Raw genomic sequence first — 15,521 nt, 5'->3', positions numbered from 1 at the left:
GCGCCGGCCAAAAAAAAGCGCCCTCGCGGGCGCCGGAATTCTGAGAATGAAATTCGCCGGGTGGCAGGTCAGGTCGGCTTGTTGCCTTGCAGCAGTCCGCTGAGCGAGCCCAGCAGGTCGTCCTGGTTGCCGAGGCCTTGCTCGGGCACCTTGCCCTGCGGCGTGAGCTGGTTGATGAGGGCCGGCAGCATGGTGGCCAGCATCGGCAGCAGCATTTGTGCGTTGATGCCGAGTTTGGAGGCGATGGCGGCGATCGTGTCGCCGCCCAGCGCGTTCTGCAACTGATCGCCCGACACCGGCTTGTTTTCACCGTTGCCGATCCACGAGCCGATCACGTCGCCCATGCCTGCCTGCTCGAATTTCGAGACCATGCCGCCAAGACCGCCCTGCCCGCCGTTGTTGGCAAGCAGGCCGCCCAGGGCGCCGGCGAGGCTTCCGAGATCTCCCAATCCCCCGAGGCCACCGCCTTGCGGTTGCTGCTGCTGTGCAGCGCCTCCTAGCACCTGACCGAGTACCGAATCGAGCAACCCCATGACCATTCCTTGGTGTGTGACAGAAACGCTCACATTTTCCAATGTGGCGACCCGCTTGCCGAAAGTGGCGCGGCCACTTTCGAACTGGCAACGTGACAAATTACTTGCTGCGTGCTGCGCGTTTCGGCAGGAGCGCGGGGCTGACGCCCTGCACGCCGACCAGACCGAGCACGGTGACGAGCGAATTCTGCGCGCCTTTCCATGCATCTGTCACGTCAATCGACTCGGCCAGCGAATGGAATCCGCCCGACTTGCCGCCGCCGCCGATGATGATGGCCGGGATGCCCAGCGAAATGGGAACGTTCGCATCCGTGCTGCCGCCGCGCAGCAGCGTCTTGTGGCCGAAAGCACTGTTGGCACGCGTGGCGGCCTCGACGATCACCGAGTCGGGCGGCGTGCGGCCGCCCGGGCGGTCGCCGATGAGCTTGGTGCTCACGCTCAGGCTGGTCACGTTCCAGCGCTTGTTCTCTTCCGCCACGGCCTCGTCGAGCGTGGCGAGGATCTTCTTCTCGGTCTCGAGCAGCGAGGCCATGTCGTCCGAGCGGATGTCGATGGCCATGCGCGCATCGGGCGCGATGGTGTTTACTGAGGTGCCGCCGCCGACGGTGCCGACGGTGAAGGTGGTTTTGGGGAAACTCGGCGTGCGCACCTCGGCGATCTTGGCGATGGCGCGGCCCATGCCGTGGATCGCGCTGGGCACCTGCCCGAAGGCGCCGAAGCTGTGGCCACCCGGGCCCTTGAAGGTGACTTCGTAGCGGTGGCTCGCGGTGCCGAGCACCAGCACGTGGCCGTCGGGCGAGGGCTCCAGGCCGACCATGCCGTCGATGTCGAGGTGGTCGCGGAAGATGGCCTTCATGCCGCGCAGGTTGCCCAGCTCTTCCTCGCCGACGTTGGCGACGATCATCAGGTCGCCCACGGTCTGGATCTTGTTGTCGTTGAGCACCTTGAGCCATGACAGCAGCACCGACAGGCCGCGCGTGTCGTCGCCGATGCCGGGCGCGAAGAGCTTGCCGTCGCGCTCCTTCACCTTGACGTCGGTGCCGGCCGGAAAGACGGTGTCCAGGTGCGCCGAAATGAGCAGCTTGGGGCCGTTGCCCGTGCCCTTGCGCAGGCCGATCACGTTGCCCTCGGCGTCGATCTTCGCGTCGGGCAGGCCGAGGGCTTTCAGGCGCGCCAGGAAGGCTTCGGCGCGCTTCTGTTCCTTGAAGGGCGGCGCTTCGATCTCGGTCAGCGTCTTCAACTCCTCGATCGTGCGTTCGTGGTCGGCCTTGACCGATTCCAGCAGCTTGCGGATCGCGGGCGACGCCATGAGCTGGGTGTAGGCCTGGTCGACCGCGGGGCTGACCTGCGCCGGTGTGGGCGCAACGGCCTGGCTTTGGGCGTGAACGGCGGGCATGGCGCACAGCGCGGCCAGGACGAGGGGGGCGAGACGAAACGCGCGGGATGAACGAGGCATGGGGGGAGCGGTCCTTCCGGGAGGCGGATTGAACAAGGAAAAACGAAGCGGCCATTGTTCCGCAGGCGCCCGGTGTGCGCCTCGCGGAAAACACCCCCCGAACCGCTCAGGCGCCGACGAGCGACACCAGCGCCGCGAGCGCCGCGGTTTCTGCGCGCAGCACCCGCGCGCCGAGCGTGGCCGGTGCGAAGCCGCGCGCGATGGCGTCCTGTTCCTCGCCGGCGCTGAGGCCGCCTTCGGGGCCGCTGAGCACGAGCGCCGGTTGCGTGGTGGGTGTCTCTGCGGCCACGGCGGTGACGGCGCGCGTGCCCTCGGCCAGGCTCAGTATCAGGCGCGTCGCTGTCGTATCCGCGGCGGCAGCGCTGCCGAGCCAGCCCGCGAAGGATTGCACCGGATGGATCACCGGCACGCGGTTGCGCCCGCATTGCTCGCAGGCCGCAACGGCGATGGCTTCCCAGTGCGCCCGTTTCTTCTCGGCGCGCTCGCCCGACAGGCGGAGCACGCCGTGCGCCGTGGCCAGCGGCTGGATGCTGGTCACGCCGAGCTCGGTGGCCTTCTCGACCAGCCAGTCCATGCGCTCGTTGGCCGGCATGCCGACCGCCAGGTGCACGGCGCGGGCTGCTTCGCGCTCGATGGGCGTGTGGGCCCCCACCGTCACCGCGACCTCGCTGCGGCCCATGCGATCGACCGTCGCGGCGTACTCGCCGCCCGCGCCGTCGAACAGGGTGAGCGTGTCGCCGGGCTGCATGCGCAGCACCTGCACATGGCGCGCGGCGCCCGGCGGCAGCGCCAGGCTGGCGCCGGCGGTCAGCGGCACGGAGCAGTGAAAACGGGGCATGCGATGAGATCAGGAGCTGATGGCGCCCGTAGTACGGGCGCTACAGCGATTTTCTTTTTTGGCTTTTTTCAGTTTCTCTTCAGACTCGGCCGTAGGCGAAGCCGGTGACGGCCGTGGTGCCCTCGACCTCGTCGATCACGCGCAGCAGCGGCTTCAGCTCGATGTAGCGGCTGGCGGTGGCGCGGATGTAAGCGATGAAGCGAGGTGTGTCGGCCAGGTAGCGCGGCTTGCCGTCGCGCAGCGTGAGGCGCGCGAAGATGCCGGCCACCTTGAGGTGGCGCTGCAGGCCCATCCATTCGACCGCGCGGTAGAAGGCGCCGAAGTCCTCGTCGACCGGCAGCCCGGCCTTGCGCGCGGCGGTCCAGTAGCGGATGGTGATGTCGAGCACGAACTCCTCGTCCCAGCTGAGGAAGGCGTCGCGCATCAGGCTGGCGATGTCGTAAGTGATCGGGCCGTAGACGGCGTCCTGGAAGTCGAGCGCGCCCAACGGCTGGCCGGCATCGTCGCCCACCATCAGGTTGCGCGGCATGAAGTCGCGGTGCACGTAGACGCTCGGCGACGCGAGGTTGTTCTCGACGATCAGCGCGAAGGCGCGGTCCAGGCGCTCTTTCAGCTGGCCTTCCACGGCCACGCCGCGGTGCTTGCCGATGTACCACTCGGGGAAGAGCGCCAGTTCACGCTCGAGCAGGGCCCGGTCATAGGGCGGCAGCACGCCGGGCCTGGAGGCCAGCTGCCAGCGGATCAGCGCGTCGATGGCCAGGTCGTAGAGCGGCCGGTTGGCGTCCGGGCGGGCCGGGTCGATCACGTCCAGCATGGTCTGGCGGCCCAGGTCGTCGAGCAGCAGGAAGCCGTGGTCGCGGTCCCATTCGAGCACCTGCGGCGCCGTCACGCCGGCTTCGGCCATCAGCTGTGCCACCTGCACGAAGGGGGCGCTGTTTTCCTTGTCGGGCGGCGCATCCATCACGATGCGCGTGCGGCCGTCGGTGGTGTCGAGGCGGAAGTAGCGGCGAAAGCTCGCGTCGGCCGACGCCAGTCGGACGGTGTCCGGGCGCAGTTGCCGGGTGTCGGCAATGCCGGCCAGCCAGCCCCGGAACGCTTCGGCCCGCTGCGGATCTGTCCAGAGAATGGCCTGGGCGGGGTGTGGGGTCGTGGACGCCGGGGTCGAAGGTGCTGTCATGGATAATCAATTCTACAAATCCGCCTGGCGCGGCACCCCTGCTCGAGGTCGATCCGACCGGGCGGGGTGGCTGCCGGACCCCGCAACCCGCCGGCTTGCCGCGCCGTCCCGACGATTTTTCGTTCCGAATCGATGCCTACGACCCCACGCGCTGCCTTGCGACGTTCGAGCCCGCCGCTGCCACTGGCCGTGCTGTCGCTGGCGCTGCTGCACGCGCATGGCGCCTTTGCCCAGCAAGCCGGTGTGCTTGAGGGGCCGCTCACGCTGAAGCGCACGCCGCTGCTCACCGAGACGCTGACGCCCGTGCAACGCAGCCAGCTGCCCAGCCTCGTCACCGGCGACCGCATTTCCGGCCGCCCCGACCTCGAGACCGTGGTCGAGGGCAACGCCACGCTGCGCCGTGGCCCGGTCGCCATCACGGCCGACCGCCTCGAGTACTACCAGCCCGACGACCGCGCCAAGGCCACCGGCAACGTGCGGGTCAACCAGGCCGGCAACGTGTACGAAGGTCCGGAGCTGGAACTCAAGCTCGAGACCTTCGAGGGTTTCTTCAACAACGTGCGCTACCGCTTCCTCGCGACCGGCGGCCACGGCGAGGCCGAGCGCATCGACTTCGTCGACTCCAACGTCTCGATCGCGCGGCGCGCCAGCTACACCACCTGCCGCCGCGAAGACTTTCCCGGCTGGATGCCGGCCTGGCTGCTGACCGCCGCCACGCTGACCACCGACACCGAGGAAAACGAGGGCGTCGCCATCGATGCGCGCATGAGCTTCATGGGCATCACGACGCCGCCGATCCCGCGCGTGACCTTCCCGCTGTCGAACGAGCGCAAGAGCGGCCTGCTGCCGCCGACCATCGGGCTGGACAACACCAACGGCTTCGAGGTCGCACAGCCGTATTACTGGAACATCGCGCCCAACCGCGACGCCACCTTCACGCCCACGCTGATGAGCAAGCGCGGGCTCAACCTGGCCAGCGAATTCCGCTACCTCGAGAAGGACTACAGCGGCAGCATCCGCCTGGACCTGATGGGCAGCGACCGGCTCGTGGGCCAGCGCTACAACGAGGCGCGTGCCGAGCAGCTGCAGAAGCTGAACAACGGCGAGATCGCGCTCAAGGACCTGAACTTCGGCAAGCCGCCCGACAGCAGCAAGCGTTGGGGCCTGTGGCTCAACCATCGCCACGACTTCGACGCCAAGGCGCTGGGCCTGGACTCGCTGTCGGCCAGCCTCACGATCAACCGTGTCAGCGACAACGACTACTGGCGCGACTTCACGCGCACGCCGACGCTTGCGCAGCGCCAGCTGCCGAATGAGGGTGCGGTGAGTTGGACCAAGGGCGACTGGAGCGGCGCCGTACGTGCCCTGCGCTACCAGACGCTGCAGTACAACCTGTCGCCGGTCGTGCCGTCGTACGACCGCATGCCGCAGATCACGGCCAACTACGCCAAGTACGACTGGCACGGCTTCGACGTTTCGCTGAACACCGACTACTCGCGCTTTCGCGTCAACACAATCCTGGCCGGCCAGCCTGGCTTCGATCTGCTCCAGCAGTCGCAGCCCGACGGTGACCGCGTGTTCGCGCAGGCGGCGATCAGCCGGCCGTTCCTCACGCCGAGCTCCTTCGTCATCCCCAAGCTGCAGTTGCACGCGACCTCGTACAACTACTACCTGCCGCAGTCGTCCATTCCGAAGGTGTCGGTCAATGGCATCGACTACGTGAACGGGATGCCGTACAACCCGAGCCAGCTGTACTTCTTCCCGACCTCGTCGAACCGCGTCGTGCCGACCTTCAGCCTGGATAGCGGGCTGGTCTTCGAGCGCGACGCCAGCTACTTCGGCCGCGCCTTCCGCCAGACGCTGGAGCCGCGCGCGTACTACGTGTACACGCCGTACCGCAACCAGAGCATGCTGCCGAACTACGATTCGGCCGCCAACGACTTCAGCTTTGCGACCATCTACACCGAGAACGCCTTCTCGGGCGCGGACCGCATCTCGGACACCAACGCGCTCACGCTGGGCGTCACGTCCCGCCTGATCGATCCGGGCACCGGCGTGGAAGCCGTGCGCTTCGGCATCGCGCAGCGCTTCCGTTTTGCCGATCAGAAGGTCACGCTGCCGGGCGTCGCGCCGGTCACCGACCGCACCAGTGACCTGCTGCTGGGCGCCCAGATCAACTGGACGCCCAAGTGGAGCCTGGACACGCTGCTCCAGTACAACCCCGATTCGCGCCGTTCCACGCGCAGCGCGATCAGCGCGCGCTACAACCCAGGCCCGTACCGCAACCTCAGCGCCGCCTTCCGCTACCAGGCGCCGAGCACGCCCACGGCCACCGACGGCAACAAGTCGATCGACTTCGGCTGGCAATGGCCGCTCAACGACCTGTGGGGCGACAAGGGCAAGGACCTCGGGCCGGGCAAGGGCGAAGGCGGCGGACGCTGGTACGCCGTGGGCCGCCTGAACTACAGCCTGCAGGACAAGAAGCTCACGGACGGCGTGCTCGGGGTCGAGTACGACGGCTGCTGCTGGATCAGCCGCGTGGTGCTGCAGCGCATCACCACCGGCCAGGTGACGGCCAACACCCGCATCATGTTCCAGCTCGAATTCGTCGGTTTCTCCAGCATCGGGTCAAGCCCGATGCAGGCGCTGCGACAGAACATCCAGCGCTACCAGCCGCTGCGTCAACCGACCGAAGCCCCGAGCCGCTTCACCAATTACGATTGAAACGACGACCGTTCACGCCATGAAACACATCCGTTCCCTCATCACCCTGGGTTGCCTTGCGGCCATCGCCGCAACGGCCGGCGCACAGGGCTTTCGTTCCGGCAGCGGCATCACGGACATCATGCGTGCCGGTCCCCGGATCGTGCCGCCGGCGGCGCGCCCGGCCGGTCCCGCGGCGGCGCCGGTGCAGCGCGCGGCCGAGTACATCGTGGCGCTGGTCAACTCCGAGCCGATCACCAACACCGAGGTGCAGTCGCGTGTCACGCGGCTGATCCGCGAGAACCCGGACGCCGAGCGCGTGCCGCGCGCCGAACTCACGCGCCTCGTGCTGGAGCGCCTGATCACCGAGCGCGCGCAGCTGCAGCTGGCGAAGGAAAACGGCATCAAGGTCGATGACGTGGCGATCGACCAGGCCGAGCAGACCGTGGCCCGCCAGAACGAGATCAGCCTCACCGAGCTGCGCAGCCGCGTGGCGGCCGAAGGCATCTCGCCGCGCGAATTCCGCAACGACCTGCGCGACCAGCTGCTGCTCACGCGCCTGCGCGACCGCGAGGTCGAGTCCAAGGTCAAGATCAGCGACATCGAGGCCGACGAGTACCTGCGCGAACAGCGCGAAAGCGCCGTCAAGAACAACGCCCTGCTCAACCTCAACATCGCCCAGCTGCTGGTGGCCGTGCCCGAGAACGCCACCGAGGCGCAGGTCGCGACCGCGCAGAAGAAGGCCACCGACCTTGCACAGCGCGCGCGCAGCGGCGAAGACTTCGCCAAGCTGGTGCGCGAGAACTCCGACTCGCCCGACCGCGCCAATGGCGGCGCGCTCGGCCTGCGCAGCGCCGACCGCTATCCGCCCGTGTTCGTCGAGGCCACGCAATCGACCGCGGTGAACGGCATCGCCGGACCCGTGCGTTCGGGCGCCGGCTTCCACGTGCTCAAGGTGCTGACCAAGGCGCAGGTGGGCTCGTCGGATGCGTCCATCACCCAGACCCAGGTGCGCCACATCCTGCTGCTGAATGACCCCAAGCGCACGACCGCGCAGGCGGTGGCGCAGCTGCAGGAATTCAAGCGCCGCGTGCAGGCCGGCACCGCCGACTTCGCCGGCCTGGCGCGCGACAACTCGCAGGACGCGAGCGCCAAGGAAGGCGGCGACCTCGGCTGGTCGCGCCCCGGCCAGTTCGTGCCCGAGTTCGAGGAAGCCATGGACCGGCTCACGCCGGGCCAGATCAGCGACCCCGTGGTGTCGCGCTTCGGCGTCCACCTGATCCAGGTGGTCGGCCGCCGCGAAGCCAAGCTGAGCCAGTCGGAGCAGCGCGAAGCCGCACGTGCCGCGCTGCGCGAACAGCGCGTCGAAGAAGCCTTCGCCACCTGGGTGCAGGAAGTGCGCGCGCGCGCCTACGTCGAATACCGCGAGACGCCGCAGTCCTGATGGCCGCGGCAGCGTCTTAGGCCGCGATGGCACAGCACATTGCAAGAAAGCGGTTCGGACAGCACTTCCTGTCCGACGGCGGGATCATCGACGGGATCGTGCAGGCGATCGCGCCGCAGCCCGGCGACGCGATGGTCGAGATCGGGCCGGGGCTGGCGGCGCTCACGCAGCCGCTGGTCGAGCGGCTCGGCCGCCTGACGGTCATCGAGCTCGACCGCGACCTGGCCAAGCGGCTGCGCGAACATCCGCAGCTGGATGTCATCGAGTCGGACGTGCTCAAGGTCGACTTCGCCGAACTCGCGGCCAAGGCCGAACCGAAACCGCTGCGCGTGGTGGGCAACCTGCCCTACAACATCTCCACGCCGATCCTGTTCCACCTGCTGGGCTATGCCCACCTGATCGCCGACCAGCACTTCATGCTGCAAAAGGAAGTGATCGACCGCATGGTGGCCCGGCCCGCCACCTCGGACTACAGCCGCCTGAGCGTGATGCTGCAGTGGCGCTACGACATGGAGAACGTGCTGTTCGTGCCGCCCGAGAGCTTCGACCCGCCGCCGCGCGTGGACAGCGCCGTGGTGCGGATGGTGCCGCTCGCGCAGCCGCCGGCGGTCGATGCGGCGCGGCTCGGCGAGATCGTGCAGGTCGCTTTCAGCCAGCGGCGCAAGATCCTGCGGCACACGCTGGGCAAATGGCTCGGGGAGCACGGCTTCACCGGCGAGTTCGACATCCAGCGCCGGGCCGAGGAGGTGCCGGTGGCCGAATACGTCGCACTGGCGCAAGCCGTTCCCCCATGAAAAAAGCCCGTCGTCGACGGGCTTTTTTGTGGCGGTGAGCGCTGCTGTTACGCAGCTGCCAGCCAGTAGCCCGCGTTGAAGGGGCTGCTCATGCGCAACGCCAGGGGCGACACGTCGACGAGCTTGTCCGTCGGCATTTTCTCGCCGGCCGGCTCGGTGCTGGCGGTCGGCGTGGCCGCAGCGGCTGCCGTGGCGGTGGTGTTGACTTCGATGCCATCGAGGGTTTCAGCGGTCGGCTGAGCCTCGTTCGCCCGTTCTGCTTGGCTGGTGGATGCAGAACGGGCTACAGAAAAGAATAGAAGCAGCGGAACGGGACCTTGCGATCGCCCCAGTAGTCCGAAGCGTCGCGGAAGATGTCGAGCAGTTGCTCGCGCGCTTCCTTGTCGAACTTGGCGTTGGCCGGGATCTGTTCGAGCACGATGACGAAACCAGGCTGCGGGCCCGATTTATGCAACGGGTCGGTCATGCAGTCGTACAGCGCGTCGAAGTTCTTGCCGAAGTGCGCCGGGAAGGTGAACTGCTGGGCAATCAGGTCGAGCACGTCCTGCTTGGTCTGGGCGTTGCCCAGGTTGGCGTACAGGAAGTGCTGGCCGGCCGCGTTGGCGGCATCCTGCAGATCGTTCACGCGGAACGCGCGGATCGATTGCACGATGTTCGGGCGTACGGCTCGAAGGGATAAGGTCATATCCGCTGGTCTTTCCATAGTCATCATCATCTCGTCGGGGCGCTTCGGGGCGCCGCTCAGGTCGTTGTCATCGCTCATGGCGCAATCCGTCTGAAACTCGCATAGTGGTCCGCCGTGTACCAGCAGGCTTCGGGCGCCGTGCGCTGCTCGCCACCGCAAACGATCCGCCGGGCACCGCGGTTGCGCGCGCCGGGCGTTGGCACCGTGTACTCGCGGTAATGTCCGCGGCGTGCCGCTGGCAGGATGCGTTCGCGATTGCCGAATACCGTGCCGTCTTTGTCGTACCGGAAGGGGCCACCGTCAAGGATGGCCTGGTAGGTTCGCTGGCCCTGGACCGGCAGATCGGTCAGGGCAATCGATGCCTCGGAGGACGTTTTGTCGGCGCCGAACCATCCGCGGGCCTCGGCCCCCGTCGTCAGAGCCACCAGCATCAAGCTGGTGAGCGCAAACTTAGTGACAGAGGACGTGATCGAGGCGTAAGCCGCCATGGGGCACCACAAGAAAAGAGCGGGGGGTTTGAATTGCGCTCAACCTCGGGGTTAACCCGCAAATTCAAGCCCGCGAGTGTGCACCACGCTGGCGAAAATAGCAAGCGACTGCCCAAAGTTTGAGCAGTCGCGGGGGCAGAAAGCGACGCCTTAAGTTGGCGTCCACTCTCGCCAAATGGCCTATCTCTCGGCGTTTGCGTCGGCCACTGTCAAGGCCGTCATGTTCACGATGCGGCGAACAGTCGCGCTCGCCGTGAGAATGTGCACAGGTTTGGCCGCGCCGAGCAGAACCGGGCCGATGGCGATGTTGCCGCCGGCCGCGGTCTTGAGCAGGTTGTAAGAAATGTTGGCGGCGTCGATGTTGGGGAACACCAGCAGGTTGGCGTCGCCCGCGAGCGCGCTGTGCGGCATGACGACCGCGCGCTGCTTGCTGTCCAGCGCCACGTCGCCGTGCATTTCGCCGTCCACTTCGAGCCAGGGCGCCTGCACGCGCAGCAGGTCGAGCGTCTTGCGCATCTTGACGGCGCTGGGCTCGTTGCTGGTGCCGAAGTTGGAGTGCGACAGCAGCGCGGCCTTCGGCTTGAGGCCGAAACGCATCATTTCCTCGGCCGCCATGGTCGTGATCTCGGCCAGTTCCTCGGGCGTCGGGTCGTAGTTGACGTGCGTGTCGACCAGGAACACCTGGCGGTCGGGCAGCAGCAGGCCGTTCATGCAGGCGTACACCGGCACGTCCTGCGGGGTGCTGGCGCAGCCGCCGGGGCGCTTGCCGATCACCTGGTCGATGTAGTGCAGGTGGATCAGCGTGGTGCCCCAGGTGCCGCAGATCATGCCGTCGACCTCGCCCTTGTGCAGCAGCATGGCGCCGATCAGCGTGAGGCGGCGGCGCATCTCGATCTTGGCGGTCTGCACCGTCTGGCCCTTGCGCTCGGTCATGCGGTGGTAGGTCTGCCAGAAGTCGCGGTAGCGGTGGTCCTGCTCGACGTTGACGACGTCGTAGTCGAGCTCTTCCTTCAGGCGCAGGCCGAACTTCTCGATGCGCTGGGCGATGATGGCCGGACGGCCGATGAGCGTCGGGCGCGCCAGGCCTTCGTCCACCACGATCTGCGCGGCGCGCAGCACGCGCTCTTCTTCGCCTTCGCAATACGCCACGCGCTTCTTCGGCGCGCGCTTGGCGGCGTCGAAGATCGGCTTCATGGTGGTGCCCGAGGCGTAGACGAAGCTCTGCAGCTTGTCGCGGTAGGCGTCCAGGTCCTTGATGGGGCGCAGCGCCACGCCGCTTTCCTCGGCCGCCTTGGCCACGGCCGGCGCGATCTTCATCATCAGGCGCGGGTCGAAGGGCTTGGGAATCAGGTATTCGGGGCCGAAGCTCAGCTTTTCACCGGCGTAGGCGGCGGCCACGCGCTCGCTCTGCTCGGCCTGGGCCAGCTCGGCGATGGCGTGCACCGCGGCAATCTCCATCTCGTCGGTGATGGTGGTGGCGCCCGAGTCGAGCGCGCCGCGGAAGATGTACGGGAAGCACAGGACGTTGTTGACCTGGTTCGGGTAATCGGTGCGGCCCGTAGCCATGATCACGTCGTTGCGCACCGCATGGGCGTCTTCGGGGGCGATCTCGGGGTTCGGGTTGGCCAGCGCGAAGATCACCGGCTTGGGCGCCATCTTCGCGACCATGTCAGGCTTGAGCACGCCGCCGGCCGACAGGCCGAGGAACACGTCGGCGCCGGCGATCACTTCCGACAGCTTGCGCATGTCGGTTTTCTGCATGTACTGGCGCTTGTCGTCGTCCATCAGCTCTTCGCGGCCTTCGTAGACCACGCCGGCCAGGTCGGTGACGAACACGTTTTCGCGCTTCAGACCCACCTTGAGCAGCAGGTTCAGGCAGGCCAGCGCCGCGGCGCCGGCGCCCGAGGTGACCAGCTTCACTTCGGCGATGTTCTTGCCGGCCACCTTCAGGCCGTTGAGCATGGCGGCCGCCACCGTGATGGCCGTGCCGTGCTGGTCGTCGTGGAACACCGGGATCTTCATGCGCTTGCGCAGCTCGCGCTCGACGTAGAAGCAGTCCGGGGCCTTGATGTCTTCCAGGTTGATGGCGCCGAAGGTGGGCTCCAGCGAGGCGATGATCTCGACCAGCTTGACCGGGTCCTTCTCGTCGATCTCGATGTCGAACACGTCGACACCGGCGAATTTTTTGAAGAGAACGCCCTTGCCTTCCATCACCGGCTTGGAGGCCAGCGGGCCGATGTCGCCCAGGCCCAGCACGGCGGTGCCGTTGGAAATGACACCCACGAGGTTGCCGCGCGAGGTGTACTTGAAGGCGTTGGCCGGGTCCTTGACGATTTCCTCGCAGGGCGCGGCCACGCCGGGCGAGTAGGCCAGCGACAGGTCGCGCTGGTTGACCATCTGCTTGGTCGCCGCGATGGCGATCTTGCCGGGGACGGGAAACTCGTGGTACTCGAGGGCGGCACGGCGCAACAGGGCGCGCTTGTCTTCCGGGGTGGGGGTCGAAGGGGACGATGCGGTCGAATCGGACATGTGCCGTTGCTCCTGGTGGCGCTTCTTCTGGGGGCGCCGATTGTAGACCTCGGTCCATACCGCCCTACGCCGCATGGCCGGTGGCAGGCATGACCAAAAGCACGGGGCACCGTCAAGGCCCTGTGGCAATATGTGTGGCTGGGACACAAACCGACAACATCTCGAGAGGAACGACCATGGCCCTGATGGATTTCATCAAGAAACAGTTCATCGACATCATCCAGTGGACCGAGTCCGGCGATGGCACGCTGGCCTGGCGTTTCCCGATGGCCGAGATGGAAATCCAGAACGGCGCCTCGCTCACCGTGCGCGAGTCGCAGATGGCGGTGTTCGTCAACGAAGGCCAGGTGGCCGACGTGTTCGGCCCCGGCATGTACAAGCTCACGACGCAGACGCTGCCCGTGCTCACGTACCTGAAGAACTGGGACAAGCTCTTCGAATCCCCCTTCAAGAGCGACGTCTATTTCTTCAGCACGCGCCAGCAGGTCGACCAGAAGTGGGGCACGCCCCAGCCGATCACGATCCGCGACAAGGACTTCGGCGCCGTGCGCCTGCGCGCCTTCGGCAACTACAGCTTCCGCATCGGCGACCCGAAGCTGTTCCACACCGAAATCTCCGGCACGCGCGACATCTACTCCGTGGCCGACCTCGACGGCCAGCTGCGCGGCCTGGTGCTGCAGAACATCAGCAACGCCATCGCCTCCAGCGGCCTGCCCTTCCTGGACCTGGCGGCCAACCAGATCCAGTTCGCGACCGCGCTGGCCACCCAGCTGGTGCCCGAGTTCGAGAAGATCGGCATCAAGCTCGAGAACATCACGGTCCAGAACGTCTCGCTGCCCGAAGAGCTGCAGAAGATCCTCGACCAGAAGATCGGCATGGGCATGGTCGGCAACGACATGGGCAAGTTCATGCAGTACCAGACGGCGCAGGCCATCCCCAAGTTCGCCGAAGGGGCGGCCGGTGGCGGCGGCATCGCGGGTGACGCGATGGGCCTGGGCGCCGGCGTGGCGCTCGGCCAGGTGCTGGCGCAGAACCTCGCGCAGGGCCTGAGCCCGAACGCCGCGGCCCAGGCCGCGGCCACGACGCAGCAGCCGGCCGTGGCCGTGGTGAGCGCCGCCGACGTGATGACCACGCTCGAGAAGCTCGGCGAACTCAAGACCAAGGGCATCCTCACGCAGGAAGAGTTCGACGCCAAGAAGGCCGAACTGCTGAAAAAGCTCGTCTGATTCGTCGCAATGTTTTCGATAGCGACTGACGCCCGCCCAGCGGGCGTCAGAGGCCTTTTTGGCTTGAATCATTCGTGGCCGGCCGCGCCATCGCACCCGGTGCGCCATGGCTGAGGAAACCGGCTCCCAACGCTACTACCGCGCGCCCTGCCCCGGCTGCGGCGCGCCGGTCGAATTCCGCTCGGCGCAATCGACACACGCGGTCTGCCCGTACTGCCAGAGCACCGTCGTGCGCCAGGGCGACACGCTCGCGCGCACCGGCAAGATGGCCGAGCTGTTCGACGACTTCAGCCCGCTGCAGCTGTTCGCCGCCGGCCGCATCCAGGACAAGCCCTTCACGCTGATCGGCCGGCTGCAGTACACCTACCCCGGCGGGCGCTGGACCGAGTGGATCGCCGCGCTCGACGGCGACCGCACCGGCGTCCTCAGCGAGGACAACGGCGCCTACGTCTTTGCGCTGCCCTTCGACCTGCAGCGCGCCGCGCCGCCGCCGGCCGACCTGCGCGTGGGCGCCACCACCGCCTTCGCGGGCCAGAGCTACACCGTCGCGTCCAACGAACAGGTGGCGCTGACCTCCGCGCAGGGCGAACTGTCGCACCTGCCCGCGCTCGGCCAAGCGTTCGCGATGGTCGAGCTGCGCAACGACAAGGGGCTGGTGCTCAGCATCGACTACGGCACCGCCCCGCCCACCGCGTACCTCGGGCGCTCGGTGCAGCTGGACGACCTGCAGCTCACCGGCCTGCGCGACGAATCCGCGAAGGACGAGAAGGGCCGCAGCTTCAACTGCCCGAATTGCGGCTCGCCCGTCACGGTCAATCTGGCCGACAGCAAGAGCATCACCTGCGGCTCGTGCAACAGCATCATCGACCTGTCGCAAGGCATCGGCGGCGAACTCAAGCACGCCGAGCAGAACGAGCCGGTGCGCCCGCTCATCGCGCTGGGCAGCGTGGGCCAGCTGCAGGGCGCGCAGTGGCAGGTGGTGGGCTTCCAGCACCGCATGGGCCAGGAGCCCGGCGACGACGAGCAGTTCGGCTGGGACGAGTACCTGCTGTACAACAAGAAGCGCGGCTTCAGCTTCCTGGTCGATGCCGAAGACGGCTGGAGCATGGTCAAGCCGACCACCGGCGCGCCCGTGATGGCCGAGAACGGCACCACCGCCACCTACCTCAACAAGCGCTACCAGCAACAGTACGCCTACAACGCCGAGACCACCTACGTGGCCGGCGAGTTCTACTGGCAGGTCGAGCGCGGGCAGAAGACCTTCAACCGCGACTTCGCCAGCGGCGGCGCGCTGCTCTCGATGGAGCGCTCGGCCAACGAGCTGACCTGGTCCTCGGGCAGCAAGATCGACAGCGGCGCGGTGGCCACGGCCTTCAAGCTCGACGCCAAGAAGGACCTGTTCTCGCGCGGCGACGCGCTGCCCGTGAGCGCCGCGTCGGGCATGGGCTGCGGCACGATCATCCTCGTCATCGTGGTCATCCTCTTCGTGCTGATCATGATGAGCAACTGCAGCGGCGGCTCCTCGAGCGGGTACCGCAGCTCGGGCGGTTCGTACGGCGGCTACTCGAGCGGCGGCGGCCACAAATGACGAAGATCGCGCGCAGGCGCTCTCTTGTTTCTCTCTTTATTGCTACGACTGGAGGTCCCC

The 15,521-nt window shown here is 67.2% G+C and carries 12 protein-coding genes; 5 read left to right on the top strand and 7 right to left on the bottom strand.

What is annotated here, in order from left to right; all coding sequences use genetic code 11:
* Positions 1–68: 68 nt before the first annotated feature.
* From FFI97_RS28555 to FFI97_RS28540, 4 genes are all read right to left on the bottom strand, one after another.
* Complete coding sequence (locus FFI97_RS28555) at positions 69–533, bottom strand: YidB family protein (RefSeq protein WP_095948391.1); 465 nt, start codon at positions 531–533, stop codon at positions 69–71.
* Between the two features lie 100 nt (positions 534–633).
* On the bottom strand, positions 634–1,989 hold the full coding sequence (locus FFI97_RS28550; protein WP_139702945.1) for a M20/M25/M40 family metallo-hydrolase: 1,356 nt from the start codon (positions 1,987–1,989) through the stop codon (positions 634–636).
* 106 nt (positions 1,990–2,095) lie between these two features.
* Positions 2,096–2,827 carry a 16S rRNA (uracil(1498)-N(3))-methyltransferase gene (locus FFI97_RS28545; protein ID WP_139702944.1) on the bottom strand — a complete coding sequence of 244 codons (732 nt, stop codon included), beginning with the start codon at positions 2,825–2,827 and terminating at the stop codon, positions 2,096–2,098.
* Between the two features lie 79 nt (positions 2,828–2,906).
* Positions 2,907–4,004 carry an aminoglycoside phosphotransferase family protein gene (locus FFI97_RS28540; protein ID WP_139702943.1) on the bottom strand — a complete coding sequence of 366 codons (1,098 nt, stop codon included), beginning with the start codon at positions 4,002–4,004 and terminating at the stop codon, positions 2,907–2,909.
* Positions 4,005–4,136: 132 nt separating this feature from the next.
* Here FFI97_RS28540 and FFI97_RS28535 point away from each other — a divergent pair, with 132 nt between their 5' ends.
* From FFI97_RS28535 to rsmA, 3 genes are read left to right on the top strand one after another with little or no spacing between them, the layout of a single operon-like run.
* On the top strand, positions 4,137–6,728 hold the full coding sequence (locus FFI97_RS28535) for an LPS-assembly protein LptD (RefSeq protein WP_095948387.1): 2,592 nt from the start codon (positions 4,137–4,139) through the stop codon (positions 6,726–6,728).
* A 19-nt stretch (positions 6,729–6,747) separates the two neighbouring features.
* Positions 6,748–8,151 (top strand): peptidylprolyl isomerase, encoded by a 1,404-nt coding sequence (locus FFI97_RS28530; protein WP_070063345.1) that lies wholly within the window; start codon positions 6,748–6,750, stop codon positions 8,149–8,151.
* A gap of 26 nt (positions 8,152–8,177) precedes the next feature.
* Entirely contained in the window at positions 8,178–8,945 is a 768-nt protein-coding gene (gene rsmA, locus FFI97_RS28525) for a 16S rRNA (adenine(1518)-N(6)/adenine(1519)-N(6))-dimethyltransferase RsmA (RefSeq protein WP_139702942.1), read from the top strand.
* Between the two features lie 283 nt (positions 8,946–9,228).
* On the opposite strand, the gene FFI97_RS28520 is transcribed toward rsmA, so the two are convergent.
* The 3 genes from FFI97_RS28520 to FFI97_RS28510 form a co-directional block, all read right to left on the bottom strand.
* The gene (locus FFI97_RS28520; protein WP_095747788.1) at positions 9,229–9,654 is read right to left on the bottom strand and encodes a barstar family protein; all 426 of its coding nucleotides are present in this window, start codon (positions 9,652–9,654) and stop codon (positions 9,229–9,231) included.
* Positions 9,655–9,704: 50 nt separating this feature from the next.
* Positions 9,705–10,118 carry a ribonuclease domain-containing protein gene (locus FFI97_RS28515; RefSeq protein WP_056574987.1) on the bottom strand — a complete coding sequence of 138 codons (414 nt, stop codon included), beginning with the start codon at positions 10,116–10,118 and terminating at the stop codon, positions 9,705–9,707.
* A 180-nt stretch (positions 10,119–10,298) separates the two neighbouring features.
* Positions 10,299–12,647 (bottom strand): NADP-dependent malic enzyme, encoded by a 2,349-nt coding sequence (locus FFI97_RS28510; RefSeq protein WP_070063343.1) that lies wholly within the window; start codon positions 12,645–12,647, stop codon positions 10,299–10,301.
* Between the two features lie 176 nt (positions 12,648–12,823).
* Between FFI97_RS28510 and FFI97_RS28505 the strand changes: the two genes are divergently transcribed.
* Both FFI97_RS28505 and FFI97_RS28500 read left to right on the top strand, forming a co-directional pair.
* A complete protein-coding gene (locus FFI97_RS28505; RefSeq protein ID WP_101490731.1) occupies positions 12,824–13,873 on the top strand; it encodes an SPFH domain-containing protein in 1,050 nt (349 codons plus the stop codon).
* 106 nt (positions 13,874–13,979) lie between these two features.
* Complete coding sequence (locus FFI97_RS28500; RefSeq protein ID WP_139702941.1) at positions 13,980–15,461, top strand: DUF4178 domain-containing protein; 1,482 nt, start codon at positions 13,980–13,982, stop codon at positions 15,459–15,461.
* Positions 15,462–15,521 lie beyond the last annotated feature (60 nt).

This window comes from Variovorax sp. KBS0712 (assembly GCF_006323185.2).
GTDB lineage: Bacteria > Pseudomonadota > Gammaproteobacteria > Burkholderiales > Burkholderiaceae_C > Variovorax > Variovorax boronicumulans.
This window is presented reverse-complemented; position numbering and strand designations above follow the sequence as displayed.